Source organism: Pseudomonas sp. DL, assembly GCF_047199225.1.
GTDB lineage: Bacteria > Pseudomonadota > Gammaproteobacteria > Pseudomonadales > Pseudomonadaceae > Pseudomonas > Pseudomonas aeruginosa.
This window is the reverse complement of the sequence record NZ_CP178323.1, coordinates 636856-656105: the sequence shown is the minus strand read 5'-3', so window position 1 is coordinate 656105 and position 19250 is coordinate 636856. Positions and strand designations below refer to the sequence as shown.

At 65.2% G+C, this 19250-nt stretch carries 16 protein-coding genes; 9 read left to right on the top strand and 7 right to left on the bottom strand.

Annotated features, from left to right (window positions below):
• Window positions 1-4: 4 nt before the first annotated feature.
• From ACI766_RS03045 to ACI766_RS03030, 4 genes are all read right to left on the bottom strand, one after another.
• Entirely contained in the window at window positions 5-1114 is a 1110-nt protein-coding gene (locus tag ACI766_RS03045) for an ABC transporter ATP-binding protein (RefSeq protein ID WP_003085109.1), read from the bottom strand.
• Window positions 1115-1347: 233 nt separating this feature from the next.
• A complete protein-coding gene (locus tag ACI766_RS03040) occupies window positions 1348-2382 on the bottom strand; it encodes a polyamine ABC transporter substrate-binding protein (protein WP_003085106.1) in 1035 nt (344 codons plus the stop codon).
• Between the two features lie 128 nt (window positions 2383-2510).
• Window positions 2511-3143: a response regulator transcription factor gene (locus ACI766_RS03035; RefSeq protein WP_003085103.1), complete on the bottom strand. Its 633-nt coding sequence runs from the start codon at window positions 3141-3143 to the stop codon at window positions 2511-2513.
• A gap of 45 nt (window positions 3144-3188) precedes the next feature.
• Window positions 3189-5582, bottom strand: a complete 2394-nt coding sequence (locus tag ACI766_RS03030; RefSeq protein ID WP_003142788.1) for a PAS domain S-box protein — start codon at window positions 5580-5582, stop codon at window positions 3189-3191.
• Window positions 5583-5733: 151 nt separating this feature from the next.
• Between ACI766_RS03030 and ACI766_RS03025 the strand changes: the two genes are divergently transcribed.
• Window positions 5734-6795, top strand: coding sequence for an alpha/beta hydrolase family protein (locus ACI766_RS03025; RefSeq protein ID WP_003099546.1), 1062 nt, complete (start codon window positions 5734-5736; stop codon window positions 6793-6795).
• Here ACI766_RS03025 and ACI766_RS03020 read toward each other — a convergent pair whose 3' ends face one another.
• Genes ACI766_RS03020 through ACI766_RS03010 form a run of 3 tightly spaced genes read right to left on the bottom strand, consistent with a single transcriptional unit; the run spans window position 6796 to window position 9243 of the window.
• On the bottom strand, window positions 6796-7554 hold the full coding sequence (locus ACI766_RS03020) for a DnaJ domain-containing protein (protein ID WP_003099547.1): 759 nt from the start codon (window positions 7552-7554) through the stop codon (window positions 6796-6798).
• A gap of 1 nt (window position 7555) precedes the next feature.
• Window positions 7556-8230 (bottom strand): N-acetylmuramate alpha-1-phosphate uridylyltransferase MurU, encoded by a 675-nt coding sequence (murU, locus tag ACI766_RS03015; RefSeq protein WP_003099549.1) that lies wholly within the window; start codon window positions 8228-8230, stop codon window positions 7556-7558.
• Window positions 8227-9243: an aminoglycoside phosphotransferase family protein gene (locus ACI766_RS03010; RefSeq protein WP_003099554.1), complete on the bottom strand. Its 1017-nt coding sequence runs from the start codon at window positions 9241-9243 to the stop codon at window positions 8227-8229. The genes murU and ACI766_RS03010 overlap by 4 nt, the downstream gene beginning before the upstream one ends.
• Before the next feature lie 126 nt (window positions 9244-9369).
• Between ACI766_RS03010 and lptD the strand changes: the two genes are divergently transcribed.
• The 8 genes from lptD (at window position 9370) to ACI766_RS02970 (ending at window position 19185) form a co-directional block, all read left to right on the top strand.
• The gene (gene lptD, locus ACI766_RS03005) at window positions 9370-12162 is read left to right on the top strand and encodes an LPS-assembly protein LptD (RefSeq protein ID WP_003459402.1); all 2793 of its coding nucleotides are present in this window, start codon (window positions 9370-9372) and stop codon (window positions 12160-12162) included.
• Complete coding sequence (locus tag ACI766_RS03000; RefSeq protein ID WP_003109024.1) at window positions 12143-13435, top strand: peptidylprolyl isomerase; 1293 nt, start codon at window positions 12143-12145, stop codon at window positions 13433-13435. Before lptD ends, ACI766_RS03000 begins: the two co-directional genes overlap by 20 nt.
• On the top strand, window positions 13432-14418 hold the full coding sequence (gene pdxA / locus ACI766_RS02995) for a 4-hydroxythreonine-4-phosphate dehydrogenase PdxA (protein WP_031643175.1): 987 nt from the start codon (window positions 13432-13434) through the stop codon (window positions 14416-14418). Before ACI766_RS03000 ends, pdxA begins: the two co-directional genes overlap by 4 nt.
• A gap of 115 nt (window positions 14419-14533) precedes the next feature.
• The gene (gene rsmA, locus ACI766_RS02990; RefSeq protein WP_023113349.1) at window positions 14534-15340 is read left to right on the top strand and encodes a 16S rRNA (adenine(1518)-N(6)/adenine(1519)-N(6))-dimethyltransferase RsmA; all 807 of its coding nucleotides are present in this window, start codon (window positions 14534-14536) and stop codon (window positions 15338-15340) included.
• Window positions 15341-15376: 36 nt separating this feature from the next.
• Window positions 15377-15757, top strand: coding sequence for a Co2+/Mg2+ efflux protein ApaG (gene apaG / locus ACI766_RS02985; protein ID WP_003085085.1), 381 nt, complete (start codon window positions 15377-15379; stop codon window positions 15755-15757).
• Window positions 15757-16608 carry a symmetrical bis(5'-nucleosyl)-tetraphosphatase gene (locus ACI766_RS02980; protein ID WP_003113213.1) on the top strand — a complete coding sequence of 284 codons (852 nt, stop codon included), beginning with the start codon at window positions 15757-15759 and terminating at the stop codon, window positions 16606-16608. The genes apaG and ACI766_RS02980 overlap by 1 nt, the downstream gene beginning before the upstream one ends.
• A gap of 43 nt (window positions 16609-16651) precedes the next feature.
• A complete protein-coding gene (glpE, locus tag ACI766_RS02975; protein WP_003099577.1) occupies window positions 16652-16984 on the top strand; it encodes a thiosulfate sulfurtransferase GlpE in 333 nt (110 codons plus the stop codon).
• A 278-nt stretch (window positions 16985-17262) separates the two neighbouring features.
• Window positions 17263-19185, top strand: coding sequence for a PrkA family serine protein kinase (locus ACI766_RS02970; protein ID WP_003085078.1), 1923 nt, complete (start codon window positions 17263-17265; stop codon window positions 19183-19185).
• Window positions 19186-19250: the final 65 nt, after the last annotated feature.

The window sequence follows — 19250 nt, the reverse complement described above, 5'->3', positions numbered from 1 at the left end:
GCGCTCACGCCGCCGGCAGAGGGTCGAGCGCCCTCACATGCTCGACCTGCCAGCCCAGCGGAACCACATCACCGACGCTCAGCGTCGGGTCCAGCTCGGCGATCGGCTGCTTGACGAAGAAGTCGTCGCGGCCGCAGACCTCCAGGCGCACACGCACGTGGTCGCCCAGGTAGACGAATTCGGCCACGCGGCCGGAGAAACGGTTGACGCAAGACTCGCTGGCACCGTTCAGGCGCACCCGCTCGGGGCGGATCGACAAGGTCACCGGCTCGCCCGGCTGGCCGACGTTGACCGCCAGCGCCTCAACCTTCTCGCCGCGCGGCAGCCCGACCACGCAGCGCTCGCCGTCGCAACTGAGAAGCTGCCCGGATAGACGGTTGTTCTCGCCGATGAAGTTGGCCACGAAGGTGTTGCGCGGCTGCTCGTAGAGATTGCGCGGCGGCTCGATCTGCTGGATTTCGCCCTGGTGGAACACCGCCACCCGGTCGGACATGGTCAGCGCCTCGCCCTGGTCGTGGGTGACGTAGACCACGGTGACGCCGAGGCGCTGGTGCAGATGCTTGATTTCCATCTGCATGTGCTCGCGAAGTTGCTTGTCCAGCGCTCCCAGGGGCTCGTCCATCAGCACCAGTTGCGGCTCGAAGACCAGCGCGCGGGCCAGCGCCACGCGCTGCTGCTGGCCACCGGAAAGCTGCGCCGGATAACGCCCGGCGAAGGCGTCGAGCTGGACCATCGACAACGCGCGCTTGACCCTTTCCTTCACGTCGGTCTTGCTCATGCCACGGACGCTGAGGGGAAAGGCCAGGTTCTCGGCCACGGTCATGTGCGGGAACAGCGCATAGTTCTGGAACACCATGCCGATGTCGCGCTTGTGCGGAGGGACATTGTTGATCGAGCGACCGGCCAGGAGGATTTCGCCGGCGGTGGGGGTTTCGAAACCGGCCAGCATCATCAGGCTGGTGGTCTTGCCGGACCCGGAGGGGCCGAGCAGGGTGAGGAATTCGCCCTTGCGAATGTCCAGGTTGAGATCCTTCACGATGAGGGTCTCGCCGTCGTAGCTTTTCTGCACGCCACGGAAGCTGACCAGCACATCGCCGCCTTGAGTCTCGGCCATAACCGCACCTTTGTTCGTTTTATGGATGCTGTGCGAACAGCCTAGAGAACCCGGCGCAGGACGCAAATCGGCCGGCAAGAGAGTTTTCTATCAGGGGAAAGGAAAGCTCTTTGTAGGAATCGCCCTACAAAAAAGATGCCCCCCGGAATGGGCCAGACCGCTCTGGGAAGGAGCTTTCGAGAAGAGCAAAGGTTTGCGCGCCAGCGCTCTCCGGCTGGCGCGCAACGGCCTCCTCAGCGCTTGGCCCAGTTCTGGAAACGCTGCTCCAGGGCCTCGCCGTGCTCCGCCCAGAAGGCCACGTTCATACCCACCGCGTTCTGCATGTTCTGCGGCGCGGTCGGCAGGTTGGCAGCCACTTGCGGATCGAGCAGGCCTACCGCCTTGCGGTTGGCCGGGCCGTAGGCGATGTTCTCGGCGAAAGCCTTCTGCTGCTCCGGCTGGCTGGCGAAACGGATGAACTCCTCGGCCAACTGCTTCTTCCAAACCCCGACCGGCAGCGCCCAGAAGTCGAAATCGTAGACGCCGCCGCTCCAGACCATTGCCAGGCGCTGCTTCTCGGCCTGCGCCGCGGCGATCCGCCCGTTGTAGGCCGAACTCATCACCACCGTGCCATCGGCCAGGTCGCGCACAGGGTCCTGCCCGGACTTCCACCAATGGATATAGGGCTTCAGCTCGTCGAGCTTGCGGAATGCCCGCTCGACGCCGGCGGGCGTCGCCAGCGTCTGGTAGACGTCCTTCGGCGCCACGCCATCGGCCATCAGGGCGAACTCCAGGCTGTACTTGGCGCCCCAGCGCAGGCCGCGCTTGCCGGGAAACTTCTTCACGTCCCAGAAATCCGCCCAGCCCTGCGGGCTGCCCGCAACCTTGCCGGGGTTGTAGGCAAGCAGCGTGGTCCAGACGAAGATGCCGACTCCGCAGGGCTGCACCGCGCCGGGAACGAAATCCGCGGGATCGCCGACCTTCGCCATGTCCAGCTTCTCGAACAGACCTTCCTCGCAACCGCGCGCCAGCTCCGGCGCCTCGACTTCCACCACGTCCCAGGAGACGTGGCTGATCTCCACCATGCGCTTGAGCTTGGCCAGGTCGCCATTGTAGGAGCCATGCACCACGCGATTGCCGGTGGCGCTCTTGAAGGGTTTGTAGAACGCGGTTTCCTGGGCTTCCTTGTTGGCGCCGCCGAAGGAAATCACGGTCACGTATTCCGCCCAGGCGGGCGCGGTAACTCCGAGAAGGGCGCACAACAGGCCCGTCCTCATGGCTGGCAACATCGTTTCTTCTCCTTATCGTGTTGGCCGGCAAGCATCATTCCCTGCCGCGCGGAAGCCAGGTAGACAGCAGATCGCGAAAACCGGACCTGGCGCACAAGCCGCGAGCAAAACCTGGGCGAACGCCCCTGTCAGAGCAGGCGGTGCTCCATCGCGTAGCGCACCAGGTCGGCTACCGAATGCGCGTTGAGCTTCTGCATCAGGCGTGCCTTGTGGGTACTTATGGTCTTGTTGCTGACCGCCAGTTGCTGGGCGATCTCGTTGACGTTGGCGCCCTGCACCAGCCGCTCGAACACCGAGAACTCGCGCTCGGAGAGCAGCGCATGGGGCGGACGCGAATCGGTCAGGCCGACCTCGAAGACCATCCGATCGGCAAGGTCCGGGTCGATGTAGCGTCCGCCGCCGGCGACCCTGCGGATCGCGGTGAGCAGCAATGCCGGATCGCTGTCCTTGGTGGCATAGCCGGCAGCACCTATCTTCAGGGCGCGGGCGGCCATCTGCGCCTCGTCGTGCATCGACAGCACCAGGATCGCCGGCGGCTCGTTCAGCGCGCGAATCCGCGGAATCGCCTCGAGGCCATTGACGCCGGGCATGGAGATATCCAGCAGGACCACCTCGCAAGGCGTTCCGCGCAGGGTTTCCAGCAACTGCTCGCCATTGGTGGCCTCGCCGACCACCTGCAGGTCCTTGGCCATGCCAATCAGTTGCTTGATGCCTTCCCTGACAATCGTGTGGTCTTCAGCGACCAGGACTCGGATCACCACTCTTTGCTGCCTCACGCTGTTCCGCCTTGCCGGCGGTTGTTCTTGTCACGGGCCCGCGACGCCCAGCGGAATCCTCACGCTGAGCGTGGTGCCCTCGCCGGGGGCACTGTCGATGTCCAGCGTACCGCCCATCATCAGCACCCGCTCACGCATGCCGACCAGGCCGAAGGAACTGCCACGCCCCACCGTGGCAACATCGAACCCGCGACCGTCGTCGCTGACGCTCAGGCACAGCTCGTCGCCCTCGCGCAGCAGACGCAGTTGCACAGTATGCGCCTCGGCATGCCGCATGACATTGGTCAACGCCTCCTGGAGGATGCGGAACAGGCCGATAGCCTTGGCGTCGACCAACTGCGGCGAGTTCTCCGGCACCTCCACCAGGCAGGGAATCTGCGTGCGCGCCTCGAAGCGCCGCGCCTGCCACTCCACCGCCGAGCCGATTCCGGCGTCGAGGATCGGCGGGCGCAGTGCGGTAGCCACGTCGCGCACCAGCTGGAACAACTGGGCGATCAGCTTTTTCATGTTGCCCAGGCGTTCGCGCAGGCCCTCCTGGGCATCGGCATAGGCCAGCTCGCACATCGAGGTTTCCAGCTTCAGCACCGTCAGCACCTGGCCCAGCTCATCATGGACCTCGCGGGCGATACGCGCCTTCTCCTCCTCCCGCACCGACTCCAGGTGCGCCGACAGCTCGCGGAGCTGGGCGCGCGACTCGCCGAGTTCGAGTTCGATCTGCTTGTTCGCGGTGATGTCCCAGACCACCCCATCCCAGACCGCACGACCATCCTCGAAACAGCGCGCCGAAGCCTTGATGTCGGCCCAGCGCAATTCGCCCTGGCGGGTGAGGATGCGGCCCTGCCAATGCCAGTCGCGATTCTCGTCGAGGGCAGCCATCTGGCTCGACCAGTAGCGCTCGCGGTCGTCGGGATGGACCAGGCCACGAATGCCGCGGCCGCTTTCGATCAGTTCGCGAGCGCTGTAGCCGACCAGCGCCTCGCTGCCCTCGCTGATATAGGCGAAGTCGGAAAACGCGCCGGCCCGCGGGCGCTCCAGGCGGAAGACCATGCCCGGCACGTTGGAGGCGATGCCCTTCATCCGCGCCTCGCTTTCCTGCAATGCCTCACGGGCACGGCGGCGCTCGGTGACGTCGCTGAGGAACACCACCAGATACTCGGACGTGCCGAAGCGCAGGAAGCTAAGCGAGACGTCGGCCGGCAGCCAACTGCCGTCGGCGCGCAGGCAGCGGGTCTCGAAGCTGAGCGGGCCCTCCTCGCTATTGCGCGCACGACGCCAAAGATTCAACCAGCGGTCCATGTCCAGGCCGGGCTCGAAGTCGGCCAGCGGACGGTCCACGAGTTGACCGTCGGCATGGCCGAGCATCTGTTCGGCGGCGCGGTTGGCGTAGCGTACGCGGCTGTCCCAGTTGACCCAGAGGATGCCCAGGGTGCTGTTGTCGATGGAGAACTGGGTCAGGCGCAGCGCCTCCTCGGCCGCCTGGCGCAGCTCCAGGTCGCGGCGGGCGCCGTACAGCCGGGCTTCCAGCGCATGCTGCTGGCGCCGCTGGAGGAACACCGCCGCCAGCGCGCCGGCCAGCAGCAGGCCGAGGAGGATCGACAGGTTCTGCCAGAACCCCGGCGACTCGCCGAGGCGCGGATACTTGGGTTGCAACCAGCGCTCGTGCAACTGGTCCAGGGACTTGCGCGGCAGCGAGCGCAACGCCTGGTCGACCACCATCGCCAGTTCCGGCCAGTCGCGACGGGTCGCCACCCGCAGCAGCTGCGGGTAGCCGATATCGCCAACCACCGCTAGCTCGGCGAACTCCGGTTCGCGGGTCAGGCGGCTGAGTTGCGCTTCGTCGATCACCGCGTAGCGTGCCTGTCCGGCGAGCACGGCGCGCAGCACCTCGCGTTCGGAATCGGCCGACACCCACTGCAGGCCGCTATAGGTGCTGCTGAGGTAGTCAGCTACCGAACTGCCGGCCCGCACGGCAACCCGGGTATCGCGCTCCAGTTGCTCCAATTCGACGCTGCCGCTGCCATCGCGCTTCCCCACCACCAGCCGGGAAACCCGCAGGTAGGGATCGGAGAACAGCCACAAGCGCAGCCCGGCTGGGGTCTGGCTGAGGCCGGGAGCGATATCCACGCGCCCAGCGCGCAGGGCATCGTCGAGCGCCGCCTGGTCGGGATAGCCCTGCCACCGCAAGGTCACCTGCATTGCCGTGGCCAGCCAGCCCATCAGCTCCACGTTGGCCCCGGAATACTGTTGCAGGCGGCGGTCGTACTGGGCATAGGGCGCTTCGGTGACCACCCCGACGCGCAATTCCCGATGCTCCGCCAGCCAGGTCCGTAACTCCGCCGCCAGCGGCAAGGCGACCGACTCCTCCGCTCGCACGGGCAGGCTCAACAGCAGACAGAAGAAGAGCAGACAGCAACGACGCAACATGCCGGCGACACTCCACGGAATACACCGCAACGGAAGGAAAAGCGGGCATACCTTACCGCGAGCGCGACCGGCGAACCATGCGAAGGCTCGGCCTGACAAAGAAGTGCTCTGGGTTTAGGCTGCCTTCTGGATTGTCTATCGGGAATTTCCAATGCCGGCCTTCTCTCTACTGCCGAAGCCCTCCGCCCTGCTGCCGCTGCTATTGGCCGCCGCTTTCCTGCCGCCGGCTTTCGTTCATGCCGAAGAGGAGGCCGCCAAGGACCAGCCGCAGGCCCCCGTGGAACGCCCGGCGGTCAGCGAGCGCAGCCAGGACGAGGCCAAGGGGCTGGAGCGCCAGTTGCCGGAGGACGGCCAGCAGATCCTCAAGGCCGGCGACGAAAGCTTCCTCACCCTCTGGTTGCCAGCCAACACCGCCGAGGCCGAAGGTGTGGTGATCCTGGTTCCCGGTGATGGCGAAAGTCCGGACTGGCCGCAAGCCATCGGCCCGCTAAGGCGCAAACTGCCGGATGCCGGCTGGCAGACCCTGAGCCTGGCCCTGCCCGACCCGCAGAGCACCGCGCCGGTTACCCGCCCTGCGGAATCCGCCGCCAGCGCCAGCGCCGACAAGGACGCCAGCGCCGCGGACAGCGCAAGCAAGCCTGACGTGAAAGGCGAAAGCGGCAACGCGCCGGCGCCGGAAAGCACCGCCGAAGCCGGCAGCGGCGAACCGGCGCAGAGCGAGGACCAGGCCCCTCCCCCAGCCATCGATCCGGTCGAGCAGCGCAAGGCGCACGCCGAACGGGTCATGGCGCGCCTGCAGGCGAGCATCGACCTGGCCCTGCAGCACGAACCGAAAAGCGTCGTCCTGCTCGGTCATGGCACGGGCGCCTATTGGGCGGCACGCTACCTGGCGGAGAAGGAGCCTGCGGAAATCCACAACCTGCTGCTGGTTGCCGCGGAGGTACCGCGCGATTTTCGCCCGGCGCTGGAAGATATGGTGCCGAAGCTGAAACTGGCGACCGGCGACTTCTATTACCGCGACGCCCGCGCCGACCGCGAGGCGGCCAGGCTGCGCATGCAGGCCGGCAAGCGGCAGAAACACCCGGCCTACGTACAAATCGCGATGCAGGCGCTACCGGCCGACCCCAAGGCGGAGCAGGAGCAACTGTACCGACGAATCCGCGGCTGGCTCAGCCTTCACCTGCAGGCCGATGCGCAGAAACCTGCGGAGTGATCAGCGGAACCCCTCACGCTCTCGGACCAGGGCGTAGGCCGCCTGCAATTCACGGGTTTTCTCGGTAGCCGCACGCACGCGCTCGACGCTGGCGCCGGCTCCCGCCAGTTTGTCCGGATGGTGCTGGCTGATCAGCTTGCGATAGGCGCGTTTGATCAGCGCCGGCTCGCTTCCGGCCTCCACGCCGAGCAGCAGCAGGGCCTCACGGTAGCTATCCCGGGCGACAGCGCGCGTCCGCTTCGGCATGACCCGCGCCGACAAGCGTTCCGTTCGCTCCGCCGACCAACCCAGCCAGCGCCCCCATTGCAACACCAGTTGTCGCGCCGACTGGCTGAGCACGCCGCCAGCCCAGGCCATCCGCCAGCAGGCGAGCAATACTGCCTCCGCACGTTCGCCCTTCAGACGCGCGACCTCCGCCTGCAGATGGGCGATGCCGGCCTTGCCCTTGCCGAAGGACGCGATGGCACGCCGCTGGGCTCGCCTATCGAGCTTGCGCAACGCCATCTCCTCGCGCGCCTGGCGGATATGCATCTCCTCCACCCGCCCGCCGCTCTTGGCCAGATAGCCGAGCAACTGAAACAGCAGGTCGTCCTCATCGTTCACCGCCCGCCCGCGCAAGCGCGCCAGCAGGCCGCGCCAGGACTCCAGGCGCAACCTGCGGTCCAGCAGTTGCCCCAGCAGGCCGCCGAGCAGGGCGCCGGGGATGCTGGCCAGGGCCCAGCCGGCTCCGGCTCCGATCAGCGTAGCGGGCCAGAGCATCTCAGGCGTGCTCCGCCAGCAATCGCTCGACTTCCGCCAGGCGCTCGTGGGTACCGACGTCGACCCACTGCCCACGATGGTGTTCGCCGCTGACCCGCCCCGCGGCGATGGCCTTGCGCAATAGCGGCGCCAGCTTGAAGGCGCCCGGCTGGCAGCCCTCGAACAGCGCGGGATGCAGTACGGCGATCCCGCTGTAGGTAAGGTTGCCGCCCGCTTCGCGGGTCTCGCCCACCCGTCCGCCGGCATCCAGGTGGAAATCGCCGGCGGGATGGTGCGCCGGGTTGTCGACCAGCACCAGATGCGCCAGGTCGCCGTCGGCAAGATGCAGCCGAGAGTAGTCGAAGTCGCTCCAGACATCGCCGTTGAGCAACAGGAACGGCTGCTCGCCGAGCAACGGCAGGGCGCGGAAGATTCCGCCACCGGTTTCCAGCGGTTCACCCTCCGGGGAATAGGCGATCCGCCCGCCCAGGCGCGAACCGTCGCCGAGATAGGCCTCGATCTGCTCGCCAAGCCAGGCATGGTTGATCACCCAGTCGTCGACTCCGGCCTGGCGCAGCGCCAGCAACTGACGCTCGATCAATGGCACGCCGGCGGCCTCGATCAGCGGCTTGGGCGTGTGCAGGGTGGTCGGCCGCATGCGCTCGCCACGCCCGGCGGCGAGGATCATCGCCTTCATGCCTCGGCTCCCTGCGGCAGCGAGGCCAGCAGCTCGCCCAGTTCGGCCAGCTCGGGACGGCGCGCCACGGCGGTTTCCAGATAACGGAAGAAGCGCGGCACGTCACCCAGGTAGCGCGGCTTGCCGTCGCGGTGACAGATACGGGCGAAGATGCCAATCACCTTCAGGTGGCGCTGCACGCCCATCAGGTCGCTGGCACGGAGGAAGTCTTCGAAGCTTGGCGGCAGCGGGATGCCGGCCCAGGTCGCCTTCTTCCAGTAACGGTTCAGCGCGGCATGCACGCGCGGCTCCGGCCAACTGACGAAGGCGTCCTTGTACAGGCAGGTGACATCGTAGGTGACCGGGCCGTGCAGGGCGTCCTGGAAGTCGAGGACGCCCGGGTTGGGCTCGCTGAGCATCAGATTGCGCGGCATATAGTCGCGATGGACGAACACCCGCGGTTGCTCCAGCGCGCTGCGTACCAGCAGGTCGCAGATCCGTTTCCAGCGGGCCAGCGTCTCGCCCTCCAGCTCCACGCCGAGGTGGCGGGCCAGGTACCAGTCGGGGAACAGCTGCAGCTCGCGGCGCAGCACCGCTTCGTCGTAGGCAGGCAGGACACCGGCGACATCGACCTTCTGGAAGGCGATCAGCGCATCCAGGGCCGGTTCGAACAGCTCGTCGGCATTCCCGGGATGAAGCACGTCGAGGTAGGTCTGCCGGCCCAGGTCACTGAGCAGCAGGAAACCGTTCTCCAGATCCTGGGCGAGAATCCTCGGCACATGCACGCCGGCTCCGGCGAGCAGTCCGGCGACCTTGACGAACGGTCGGCAGTCTTCCTGGGGCGGCGGCGCGTCCATCACCACCAGGCTGCGGTCCCCTCCCTGCCAGCGGAAATAACGACGGAAGCTGGCGTCGCTACTGGCCGGGATCAGTTCGGCGGGGGGCACTTCCCCCCAACCTTCGGCAACGAACAACTCGGGCAAACAAGAGTCCAACCAGCGATTCAGCTGCTGGAAACGGGCATCATCAGACATTTACGGGGTTCTCCACGGCCCTAGCCGTTGCGCAGGTCATGCTTTATTATCCAGCATCTTTTTCAGCCCATCGAGAGGCGTGCGGCCCACCGGGCCGATGGCGCGCAGGAAGCCCGGATTAACAAGATGGCAGTGAAATCCCTCGTGTTTCGAAGAAAGTTTCCCCTGCTGGTCACCGGCAGCCTGCTGGCTCTGCAGCCGGTCGCAGCATTGACTGTACAGGCCGCCGATCAGTTCGACTGCAAGGTGTCGGCCACCGGCGGCTGGGATTGCTCCCCGCTGCAGAACGCCAATGCCAACCTGCCACCGCGCCCGGCGCATACCGCGACCTCGGTCAGCACCGCCGCGGCGGGCAGCAGCGTGTCCGGCAGCGGAGGCGAAACCGTCGAGGCAGAGCCGACCCAGCGCCTGGTCACCGAGTCCGGCGGTCGCGCGCTGAAATCCCGCAGTGCGGACTATTCGCACCTCGACTGGATTCCTCGGGAAAAACTGACCGCCGCCCAGTTGGCGGAAATCGGCCCCTATTGCGGCGGCTCCTACATCGAGCCGGTGCGTCCGGGCATGGATGACGGCGCGCCCAGCGACGAGAGCCCGACCTACGTATCCGCCAAGGCTTCGCGCTACGAGCAGGAAAAACAGATCGCCACCCTCGCCGGTGACGTGGTCCTGCGCCAGGGAAGCATGCAGGTGGAAGGCGACGAGGCCAACCTGCACCAGCTGGAAAACCGCGGCGAACTGGTCGGCAACGTCAAGCTGCGCGACAAGGGCATGCTGGTGGTCGGCGACCACGCCCAGGTCCAGTTGGACAACGGCGAAGCCCAGGTCGACAACGCCGAGTACGTGATCCACAAGGCCCATGCCCGCGGCAGCGCGCTCTACGCCAAGCGCAGCGAGAACGCCATCATCATGCTCAAGGATGGCACCTACACCCGCTGCGAACCGAGCAGCAACGCCTGGACCCTGAAGGGCAACAACGTCAAGCTGAACCCGGCCACCGGCTTCGGCACCGCGACCAACGCGACCCTGCGGGTCAAAGACTTCCCGGTGTTCTACACCCCGTACATCTATTTCCCGATCGACGACCGCCGCCAGTCCGGCTTCCTGCCGCCGAGCTTCAGCAGCACCAGCGACACCGGCTTCACCCTGGTCACCCCGTACTACTTCAACCTGGCGCCGAACTACGACGCCACGTTGTACCCGCGCTACATGGCCAAGCGCGGCATGATGCTGGAAGGCGAGTTCCGCTACCTGACCCACAGCAGCGAAGGCACCGTCAACGCCGCCTACCTGAACGACAAGGACGATCACCGCGAGAACTTCCCGGACTACAGCAAGGACCGCTGGCTGTACGGCCTCAAGAACACCACCGGCCTCGATTCGCGCTGGCTGGCCGAGGTCGACTACACGCGGATCAGCGATCCCTATTACTTCCAGGACCTGGATACTGACCTGGGTGTAGGCAGTACCACCTATGTCAATCAGCGCGGCAGCGTGACCTACCGGGGCGATACCTTTACCGGTCGCCTGAACCTGCAAGGTTATCAACTGGCGACCACCACCGACGTGACGCCTTACAACCGTCTGCCGCAGGTCACCTTCGACGGTTTCTTGCCATACAATCCGGGCGGCCTGAAATTCGACTACAAAACCGAATTCGTCCGCTTCGACAGAGACCTCGATGACGGATACTACATCGCGGACGAGAACGACCCTATCGGTTCCCGAGTACCCCGTGTCGACAACAACCTGAAGGGTCTGGCCCGGGCCAATGGCGACCGGGCACACCTGGAACCCGGCATGAGTCTGCCGATGACCCGGAGTTGGGGTTATCTGACCCCGACCCTGAAGTTCCTCTATACGAAGTACGATCTGGATCTGGACAGCCAGGGCAAGCAAACCCTTACTGCATATGACGAAACATTCGATAGCAGTCAGGATCGCTCGCTTCCGTTGGCCAAGGTTGACAGTGGCCTGTATTTTGACCGTGATATGACCTTTGCCGGCACGCAGTTTCGGCAAACCCTGGAACCAAGAGCGATGTATCTGTACGTTCCGTACAAGGACCAGGACAATATTCCAGTATTCGACACCAGCGAACCGTCGTTCAGCTATGACTCCCTCTGGCGAGAGAATCGGTTCTCCGGCCGTGACCGTATCGGAGACGCCAACCAATTGTCGCTCGGCGTGACTACCCGCTTCATCGAACCCAATGGATTCGAGCGCGCCAGCTTGAGTGCTGGACAGATTTACTACTTCCGTGATCGTCGTGTACAACTGCCCGGCCTGACCGAAAAAGATTTGGATCGTCTGCGTGCGACCAATCCTGATCTGAAAGATCCGGATACCGATAGCTGGCGTTCTCCATATGCACTGATGGGGCAATACCGCTTCAACCGCGACTGGAGGGTCAGCTCCGACTTCAACTGGAATCCCAACACCAGTCGTACAGAATCTGGCAGCGCCATGTTCCACTATCAGCCAGAAGACAATCCAAACAAGGTGGTCAATGCTGGCTATCGCTACCGCGAAGATGCTCGCCGCTTCAACAGCTCCACGGGACGGTTCATGTACGGCCGCGAGGACGACATCATCAAACAGCACGACTTCTCGGTCATCTGGCCGATGGTGCCGCAGTGGTCCGTGCTCGCCCGCTGGCAGTACGACTACAACAAGAACCGCACCCTCGAAGCCTTCGGTGGCTTCGAATACGACAGCTGCTGCTGGAAGCTGCGTCTGATCAACCGTTATTGGCTGGATGTGGACGACGATGCCTTCCTTACGCAGAACGCAAAGGCCGACCGCGGCGTCTTCCTGCAGATCGTCCTGAAGGGCCTCGGCGGCATCGTAGGCAACAAGACGGAAATGTTCCTCGACAAAGGCATCCAAGGTTATCGTCAACGTGAAGATCAAGCTATGTAATCGGCTGCGCCCCCTTGCATTGGGCGCAGCACTCCTTTGCTCCTTCGCGCATGCCGAAGTGGTACCACTGGACCGGGTCGTCGCCATCGTCGACAACGATGTGATCATGCAGAGCCAGCTCGACCAGCGCCTGCGTGAAGTGCACCAGACGCTGCTCAAGCGCGGCGCGCCGCTGCCGCCCGAGCACGTGCTGACCCAGCAGGTGCTGGAACGCCTGATCATCGAGAACATCCAGCAGCAGATCGGCGACCGCTCCGGCATCCGTATCTCCGACGAGGAGCTGAACCAGGCGATGGGCACCATCGCCCAGCGCAACGGCATGAGCCTGGAGCAGTTCCAGGCCGCCCTCACCCGCGACGGCCTGTCCTACGCCGACGCCCGCGAGCAAGTCCGTCGCGAGATGGTGATCAGCCGTGTGCGTCAGCGCCGGGTCGCCGAGCGCATCCAGGTCAGCGAGCAGGAGGTGAAGAACTTCCTTGCCTCGGACATGGGCAAGATCCAGCTTTCCGAAGAGTACCGCCTGGCCAATATCCTGATCCCGGTGCCGGAAGCCGCGTCCTCGGACGTGATCCAGGCCGCCGCAAGGCAGGCCCAGGAGCTCTACCAGCAGCTCAAGCAGGGCGCCGACTTCGGCCAACTGGCGATTTCCCGCTCGGCCGGCGACAACGCCCTGGAAGGCGGCGAGATCGGCTGGCGCAAGGCTGCCCAGTTGCCGCAGCCGTTCGACAGCATGATCGGCTCCCTGGCCGTCGGCGACGTCACCGAGCCTGTCCGCACCCCCGGCGGCTTCATCATCCTCAAGCTGGAAGAGAAGCGCGGCGGCAGCAAGATGGTCCGTGACGAGGTGCATGTCCGCCATATCCTGCTCAAGCCCAGCGAAATCCGCAGCGAAGCGGAGACCGAGAAGCTGGCGCAGAAGCTGTACGAGCGCATCCAGTCCGGGGAAGACTTCGGCGAACTGGCGAAGAGCTTCTCCGAAGATCCGGGTTCCGCCCTCAACGGCGGCGACCTGAACTGGATCGATCCGGAAGCCCTGGTGCCCGAGTTCCGTCAGGTGATGAACGATACCCCGCAGGGCGAGCTGTCCAAACCGTTCCGCTCGCAGTTCGGCTGGCACATCCTGCAGGTCCTCGGCCGTCGCGCCACCGACAGCAGCGAGAAGTTCCGCGAGCAGCAGGCGGTAAGCGTACTGCGCAACCGCAAGTATGACGAGGAACTGCAAGCCTGGCTGCGGCAGATCCGCGACGAGGCCTACGTGGAAATCAAGCAGTGAGCCTGCGCTTCGCGCTCACTCCCGGCGAGCCGGCAGGTATCGGACCCGATCTGTGCCTGCTGCTCACCCGCTCCGCCCAGCCCCACCCCCTGATCGCCATCGCCAGCCGCACGCTCCTGCAAGAGCGCGCCGGCCAACTGGGCCTGGCGATCGACCTCAAGGACGTTTCCCCGGCCGCCTGGCCAGAGCGACCGGCCAAGGCCGGCCAACTGTACATATGGGATACGCCCCTGGCCGCCCCGGTCCGGCCCGGGCAATTGGACCGAGCCAACGCCGCCTACGTCCTGGAAACCCTGACCCGCGCCGGCCAGGGCTGCCTCGACGGGCACTTCGCCGGGATGATCACCGCACCGGTGCACAAGGGCGTGATCAACGAAGCCGGCATCCCCTTTTCCGGCCATACCGAATTCCTCGCCGACCTCACCCACACCGCCCAGGTGGTGATGATGCTGGCCACTCGCGGCCTGCGCGTGGCCCTGGCGACCACCCACCTGCCGCTGCGCGAGGTCGCCGACGCCATTAGCGACGAGCGCCTGTCCCGGGTCGCGCGCATCCTCCACGCCGACCTGCGCGACAAGTTCGGCATCGCCCATCCGCGCATCCTGGTCTGCGGACTCAACCCGCACGCCGGCGAAGGCGGTCACCTGGGCCGGGAAGAGATCGAGGTGATCGAACCCTGCCTCGAGCGCCTGCGTGGCGAAGGCCTCGACCTGGTCGGCCCGCTGCCGGCCGACACCCTGTTCACTCCCAAGCACCTGGAGCATTGCGACGCGGTGCTGGCGATGTACCACGACCAGGGTCTCCCCGTGCTCAAGTACAAGGGCTTCGGTGCCGCCGTGAACGTGACCCTCGGCCTGCCGATCATCCGCACCTCTGTCGACCACGGTACCGCGCTCGACCTGGCCGGAAGCGGCCGCATCGATAGCGGCAGCCTGCAGGTCGCCCTGGAAACCGCCTACCAGATGGCGGCCAGCCGCTGCTGACGGCGGTCGGCCATCGTTTAGCCCTGCCGGCCCGACGCTTCGCTGTTAAAATGGCGCCCTTTCGCATCCGCGCCTCCCGCCTTGGCCTGGGGCCCGCAGCCTGGAACCGTTTCCAATGTCCGAGCTTTACCAACACCGCGCGCGCAAGCGCTTCGGCCAGAACTTCCTGCACGATGCCGGGGTGATTCACCGCATCCTCCGTGCCATCCATGCCCGCGAGGGTCAGCGCCTGCTGGAGATCGGCCCGGGCCAGGGCGCCCTGACCGAGGGACTGCTGGGCAGCGGCGCACGCCTGGACGTGATCGAGCTCGACCAGGACCTGATCCCCCTGTTGAAGCTGAAATTCGGCCTCGAGTCGCGCTTCAGCCTGCACCAGGGCGACGCCCTCAAGTTCGATTTCGCCTCGCTGGTGGAGAGCGGCGAGAAGCTGCGAGTGGTCGGCAACCTGCCCTACAACATCTCCACGCCACTGATCTTCCATCTGCTGGAGTACGCGCCGGTGATCGAGGACATGCACTTCATGCTGCAGAAGGAAGTGGTCGAGCGCCTGGCGGCCACGCCGGGCGGCGGGGACTGGGGCCGGCTTTCGATCATGGTCCAGTATCACTGTCGGGTGGAGCACCTGTTCAACGTCGGCCCCGGCGCGTTCAACCCGCCGCCCAAGGTCGACTCGGCCATCGTCCGTCTCACCCCCTTCACCGAGCCGCCCCATCCGGCACGCGATCCGAAACTGCTCGAGCGGGTGGTCCGCGAGGCCTTCAACCAGCGCCGCAAGACCCTGCGCAATACCCTCAAGCCTCTCCTGAGCGTCGAGGACATCGAGGCCGCAGAGGTCGATCCGACCCTCCGTCCCGAACAACTCGACCTGGCCGCATTCGTCCGCCTGGCCAACCGGCTGGCCGAGCTGCCAGGCAATCGTTAGTCTGGTGAGACACTCGTCAGGAATCAGGCAAGCCGTATGAGCGATACCCAGCACCAGGTCAACGTCAGGGTCGACACCCGCTACCTTCCGGAACAGTCCGCCCCAGAGCAGAACCGTTTCGCCTTCGCCTACACGGTGACCATCGAGAACCAGGGCGAGGTTCCGGCCCAACTGCTGTCGCGCCACTGGATCATCACCGACGGCGACGGCCGTACCCAGGAAGTTCGCGGCGCCGGCGTGGTCGGCGAGCAACCGCTGATCGCCCCCGGCGCGCAACACACCTACACCAGCGGCACGGTGCTGGCGACCCGGGTCGGCAGCATGCGCGGCAGCTACCAGATGCTCGGCAGCGACGGAATCGCCTTCGACGCCGCGATCCCGGTGTTTCGCCTGGCCGTACCGGGAGCGCTGCACTGATGGCGGTCTACGCGGTAGGCGACCTGCAGGGTTGCCTGGATCCCCTGAAATGCCTGCTGGAGCGCGTCGCCTTCGACCCGGCCAAGGACCGCCTGTGGCTGGTCGGCGACCTGGTCAACCGCGGCCCGCAGTCCCTGGAGACGCTGCGCTTCCTCTATGCCATGCGCGAGTCGGTGGTCAGCGTTCTGGGCAACCACGACCTGCACCTGCTGGCGGTGGCGCACAAGTCCGAGCGCCTGAAGAAGTCCGACACGCTGCGGGAAATCCTCGAGGCGCCGGACCGCGAGCCACTGCTCGACTGGCTGCGTCGCCTGCCGCTGCTGCACTACGACGAACAACGCAAGGTCGCCCTGGTGCATGCCGGCATCCCCCCGCAGTGGAGCCTGGAAAAAGCCCGCCTGCGCGCAGCCGAGGTGGAGCAAGCATTGCGCGACGACCAGCGCCTGCCGCTGTTCCTCGACGGCATGTACGGCAACGAGCCGGCCAAGTGGGACAAGAAGCTGCATGGCATCGACCGCCTGAGGGTGATCACCAACTACTTCACCCGCATGCGTTTCTGCACCGAAGATGGCAAGCTCGACCTGAAGAGCAAGGAAGGCCTCGACACCGCGCCGCCCGGCTACGCCCCCTGGTTCAGCTTCCCTTCGCGCAAGACCCGCGGTGAGAAGATCATCTTCGGCCACTGGGCGGCCCTCGAAGGCCACTGCGACGAGCCCGGCCTGTTCGCCCTGGACACCGGCTGCGTCTGGGGCGCGCGGATGACCCTGCTGAACGTCGACAGCGGCGAACGCCTGAGCTGCGATTGCGCCGAACAGCGCGCGCCGGCCAGACCCGCCGCCACGCCCGCATGAATCCCCGGCGTCCGGTGGACGCCCTGTACACAGGTACCCCGACATGAGCGACACCTTCCAGCGCATCGCCCCCGAACAGGCCCGCCAGCTCCGCGAAAACGGCGCCCAGGTGGTCGACATCCGCGACCCGCAGAGCTTCGCTGTCGGCCATATCAGCGGCTCGCGGCACATCGACAACCACTCGGTGGCGGACTTCATCGCCGCCGCCGACCTCGACGCTCCGCTGGTGGTGGTCTGCTACCACGGCAACTCCAGCCAGAGCGCCGCCGCCTATTTCATCCAGCAGGGCTTCAGCGACGTCTACAGCCTCGACGGCGGCTTCGAGCTATGGCGCAGCGTCTATCCCGCGGATACCAGCAGCGGCGAAGCGGAGTAGGCCGCGCCGCTACCCCGCCAAAAAAACTGTAACTTCTCTCGCCTTTCTTCCTTTACTCCGTCCAGAACGAACTATTCTTTTCCTCAGGCCATCCAAAACAGGGGAGAGCCGGCACACCGGCTTCCGGGCCATCGGCTGTGACCGTTAGGAGCGCTGGCGGAAAGGGAAGCACCGTGCAGCGACGGAGTCTGGGGGATTCTCGCCGGCCTGGCTGGCGGCCCCCCCGCACCCGCACGACCGATCCCGCGCCGGCTCACTGCATCGAGCGAGGAGACGTCATGAGCATTTTCAGTCACTTCCAGGAACGCTTCGAAGCGACCCGTCAAGAGGAATATTCCCTCCAGGAATATCTCGACCTCTGCAAGCAAGACAAGACAGCCTATGCCTCCGCCGCCGAGCGCCTGCTGATGGCGATCGGCGAGCCGGAGTTGCTGGACACCTCGGTGGACTCCAGGCTGTCGCGGATCTTCTCCAACAAGGTGATTCGCCGCTACCCAGCGTTCGCCGACTTCCACGGCATGGAGGAATGCATCGACCAGATCGTCGCGTTCTTCCGCCACGCGGCCCAGGGCCTGGAGGAGAAGAAGCAGATCCTTTACCTGCTCGGCCCGGTCGGCGGCGGTAAATCCTCCCTGGCGGAAAAACTCAAGCAACTGATGGAGAAGGTGCCCTTCTACGCGATCAAGGGCTCGCCGGTCTTCGAGTCGCCGCTGGGCTTGTTCAACCCCGACGAAGACGGCGCCATCCTCGAGGAGGACTACGGCATCCCGAGGCGCTACCTGCGCTCGATCATGTCGCCCTGGGCAACCAAGCGCCTCAACGAGTTCGGCGGCGACATCAGCCAGTTCCGCGTGGTCAAGCTGTACCCCTCGATCCTCAACCAGATCGCCATCGCCAAGACCGAACCCGGCGACGAGAACAACCAGGACATATCCGCGCTGGTCGGCAAGGTCGACATCCGCAAGCTGGAGGAATACCCGCAGAACGACGCGGACGCCTACAGCTATTCGGGCGCCCTCTGCCGGGCCAACCAGGGCCTGATGGAGTTCGTCGAGATGTTCAAGGCCCCGATCAAGGTCCTGCACCCGCTGCTGACCGCGACCCAGGAAGGCAACTACAACAGCACCGAAGGCCTCGGTGCCCTGCCCTACAGCGGCATCATCCTGGCTCACTCCAACGAGTCGGAATGGCACAGTTTCCGCAACAACAAGAACAACGAGGCCTTCATCGACCGCATCTACATCGTCAAGGTGCCGTACTGCCTGCGCGTGGCGGACGAGATCAAGATCTACGACAAGTTGCTGGTCAACAGCTCGCTGGCGCATGCCCACTGCGCGCCGGACACCCTGAAGATGCTCTCGCAGTTCTCCGTGCTGTCGAGGCTGAAAGAGCCGGAAAACTCGAATATCTACTCGAAGATGCGGGTATATGACGGCGAAAACCTGAAAGATACCGATCCCAAGGCCAAGTCGATCCAGGAATACCGCGACTCGGCCGGGGTCGACGAAGGCATGGCCGGGCTTTCCACCCGCTTCGCCTTCAAGATCCTCTCCAAGGTATTCAACTTCGACCCGCACGAGGTAGCGGCCAACCCGGTACACCTGCTCTACGTCCTCGAACAGCAGATCGAGCAGGAACAGTTCCAGCCGGAAACCCGCGAGCGCTACCTGCGCTTCATCAAGGAATACCTGGCGCCGCGCTACGTCGAGTTCATCGGCAAGGAAATCCAGACCGCCTACCTGGAGTCCTACAGCGAATACGGTCAGAACATCTTCGACCGCTATGTGCTGTACGCCGACTTCTGGATCCAGGACCAGGAATACCGCGACCCGGAAACCGGCGAGATCCTCAACCGCGCCGCCCTCAACGAGGAACTGGAGAAGATCGAGAAACCCGCGGGCATCAGCAACCCGAAGGACTTCCGCAACGAGATCGTCAACTTCGTGCTGCGCGCCCGCGCCGGCAACAACGGCAAGAACCCGAGCTGGCTGTCCTACGAGAAGCTGCGCGTAGTGATCGAGAAGAAGATGTTCTCCAACACCGAGGACCTGCTTCCGGTCATCAGCTTCAACGCCAAGGCCAGCAAGGAGGACCAGCAGAAGCACAACGACTTCGTCAAACGCATGGTCGAGCGCGGCTACACCGAGAAGCAGGTCCGCCTGCTGTCGGAATGGTACCTGCGGGTTCGCAAGTCGCAGTAGTCTGCCATCGGTACGGTCGCTGCGACCGTACCGGTCGCCGTCGCATTCGGACCTCGGCGCCTCCG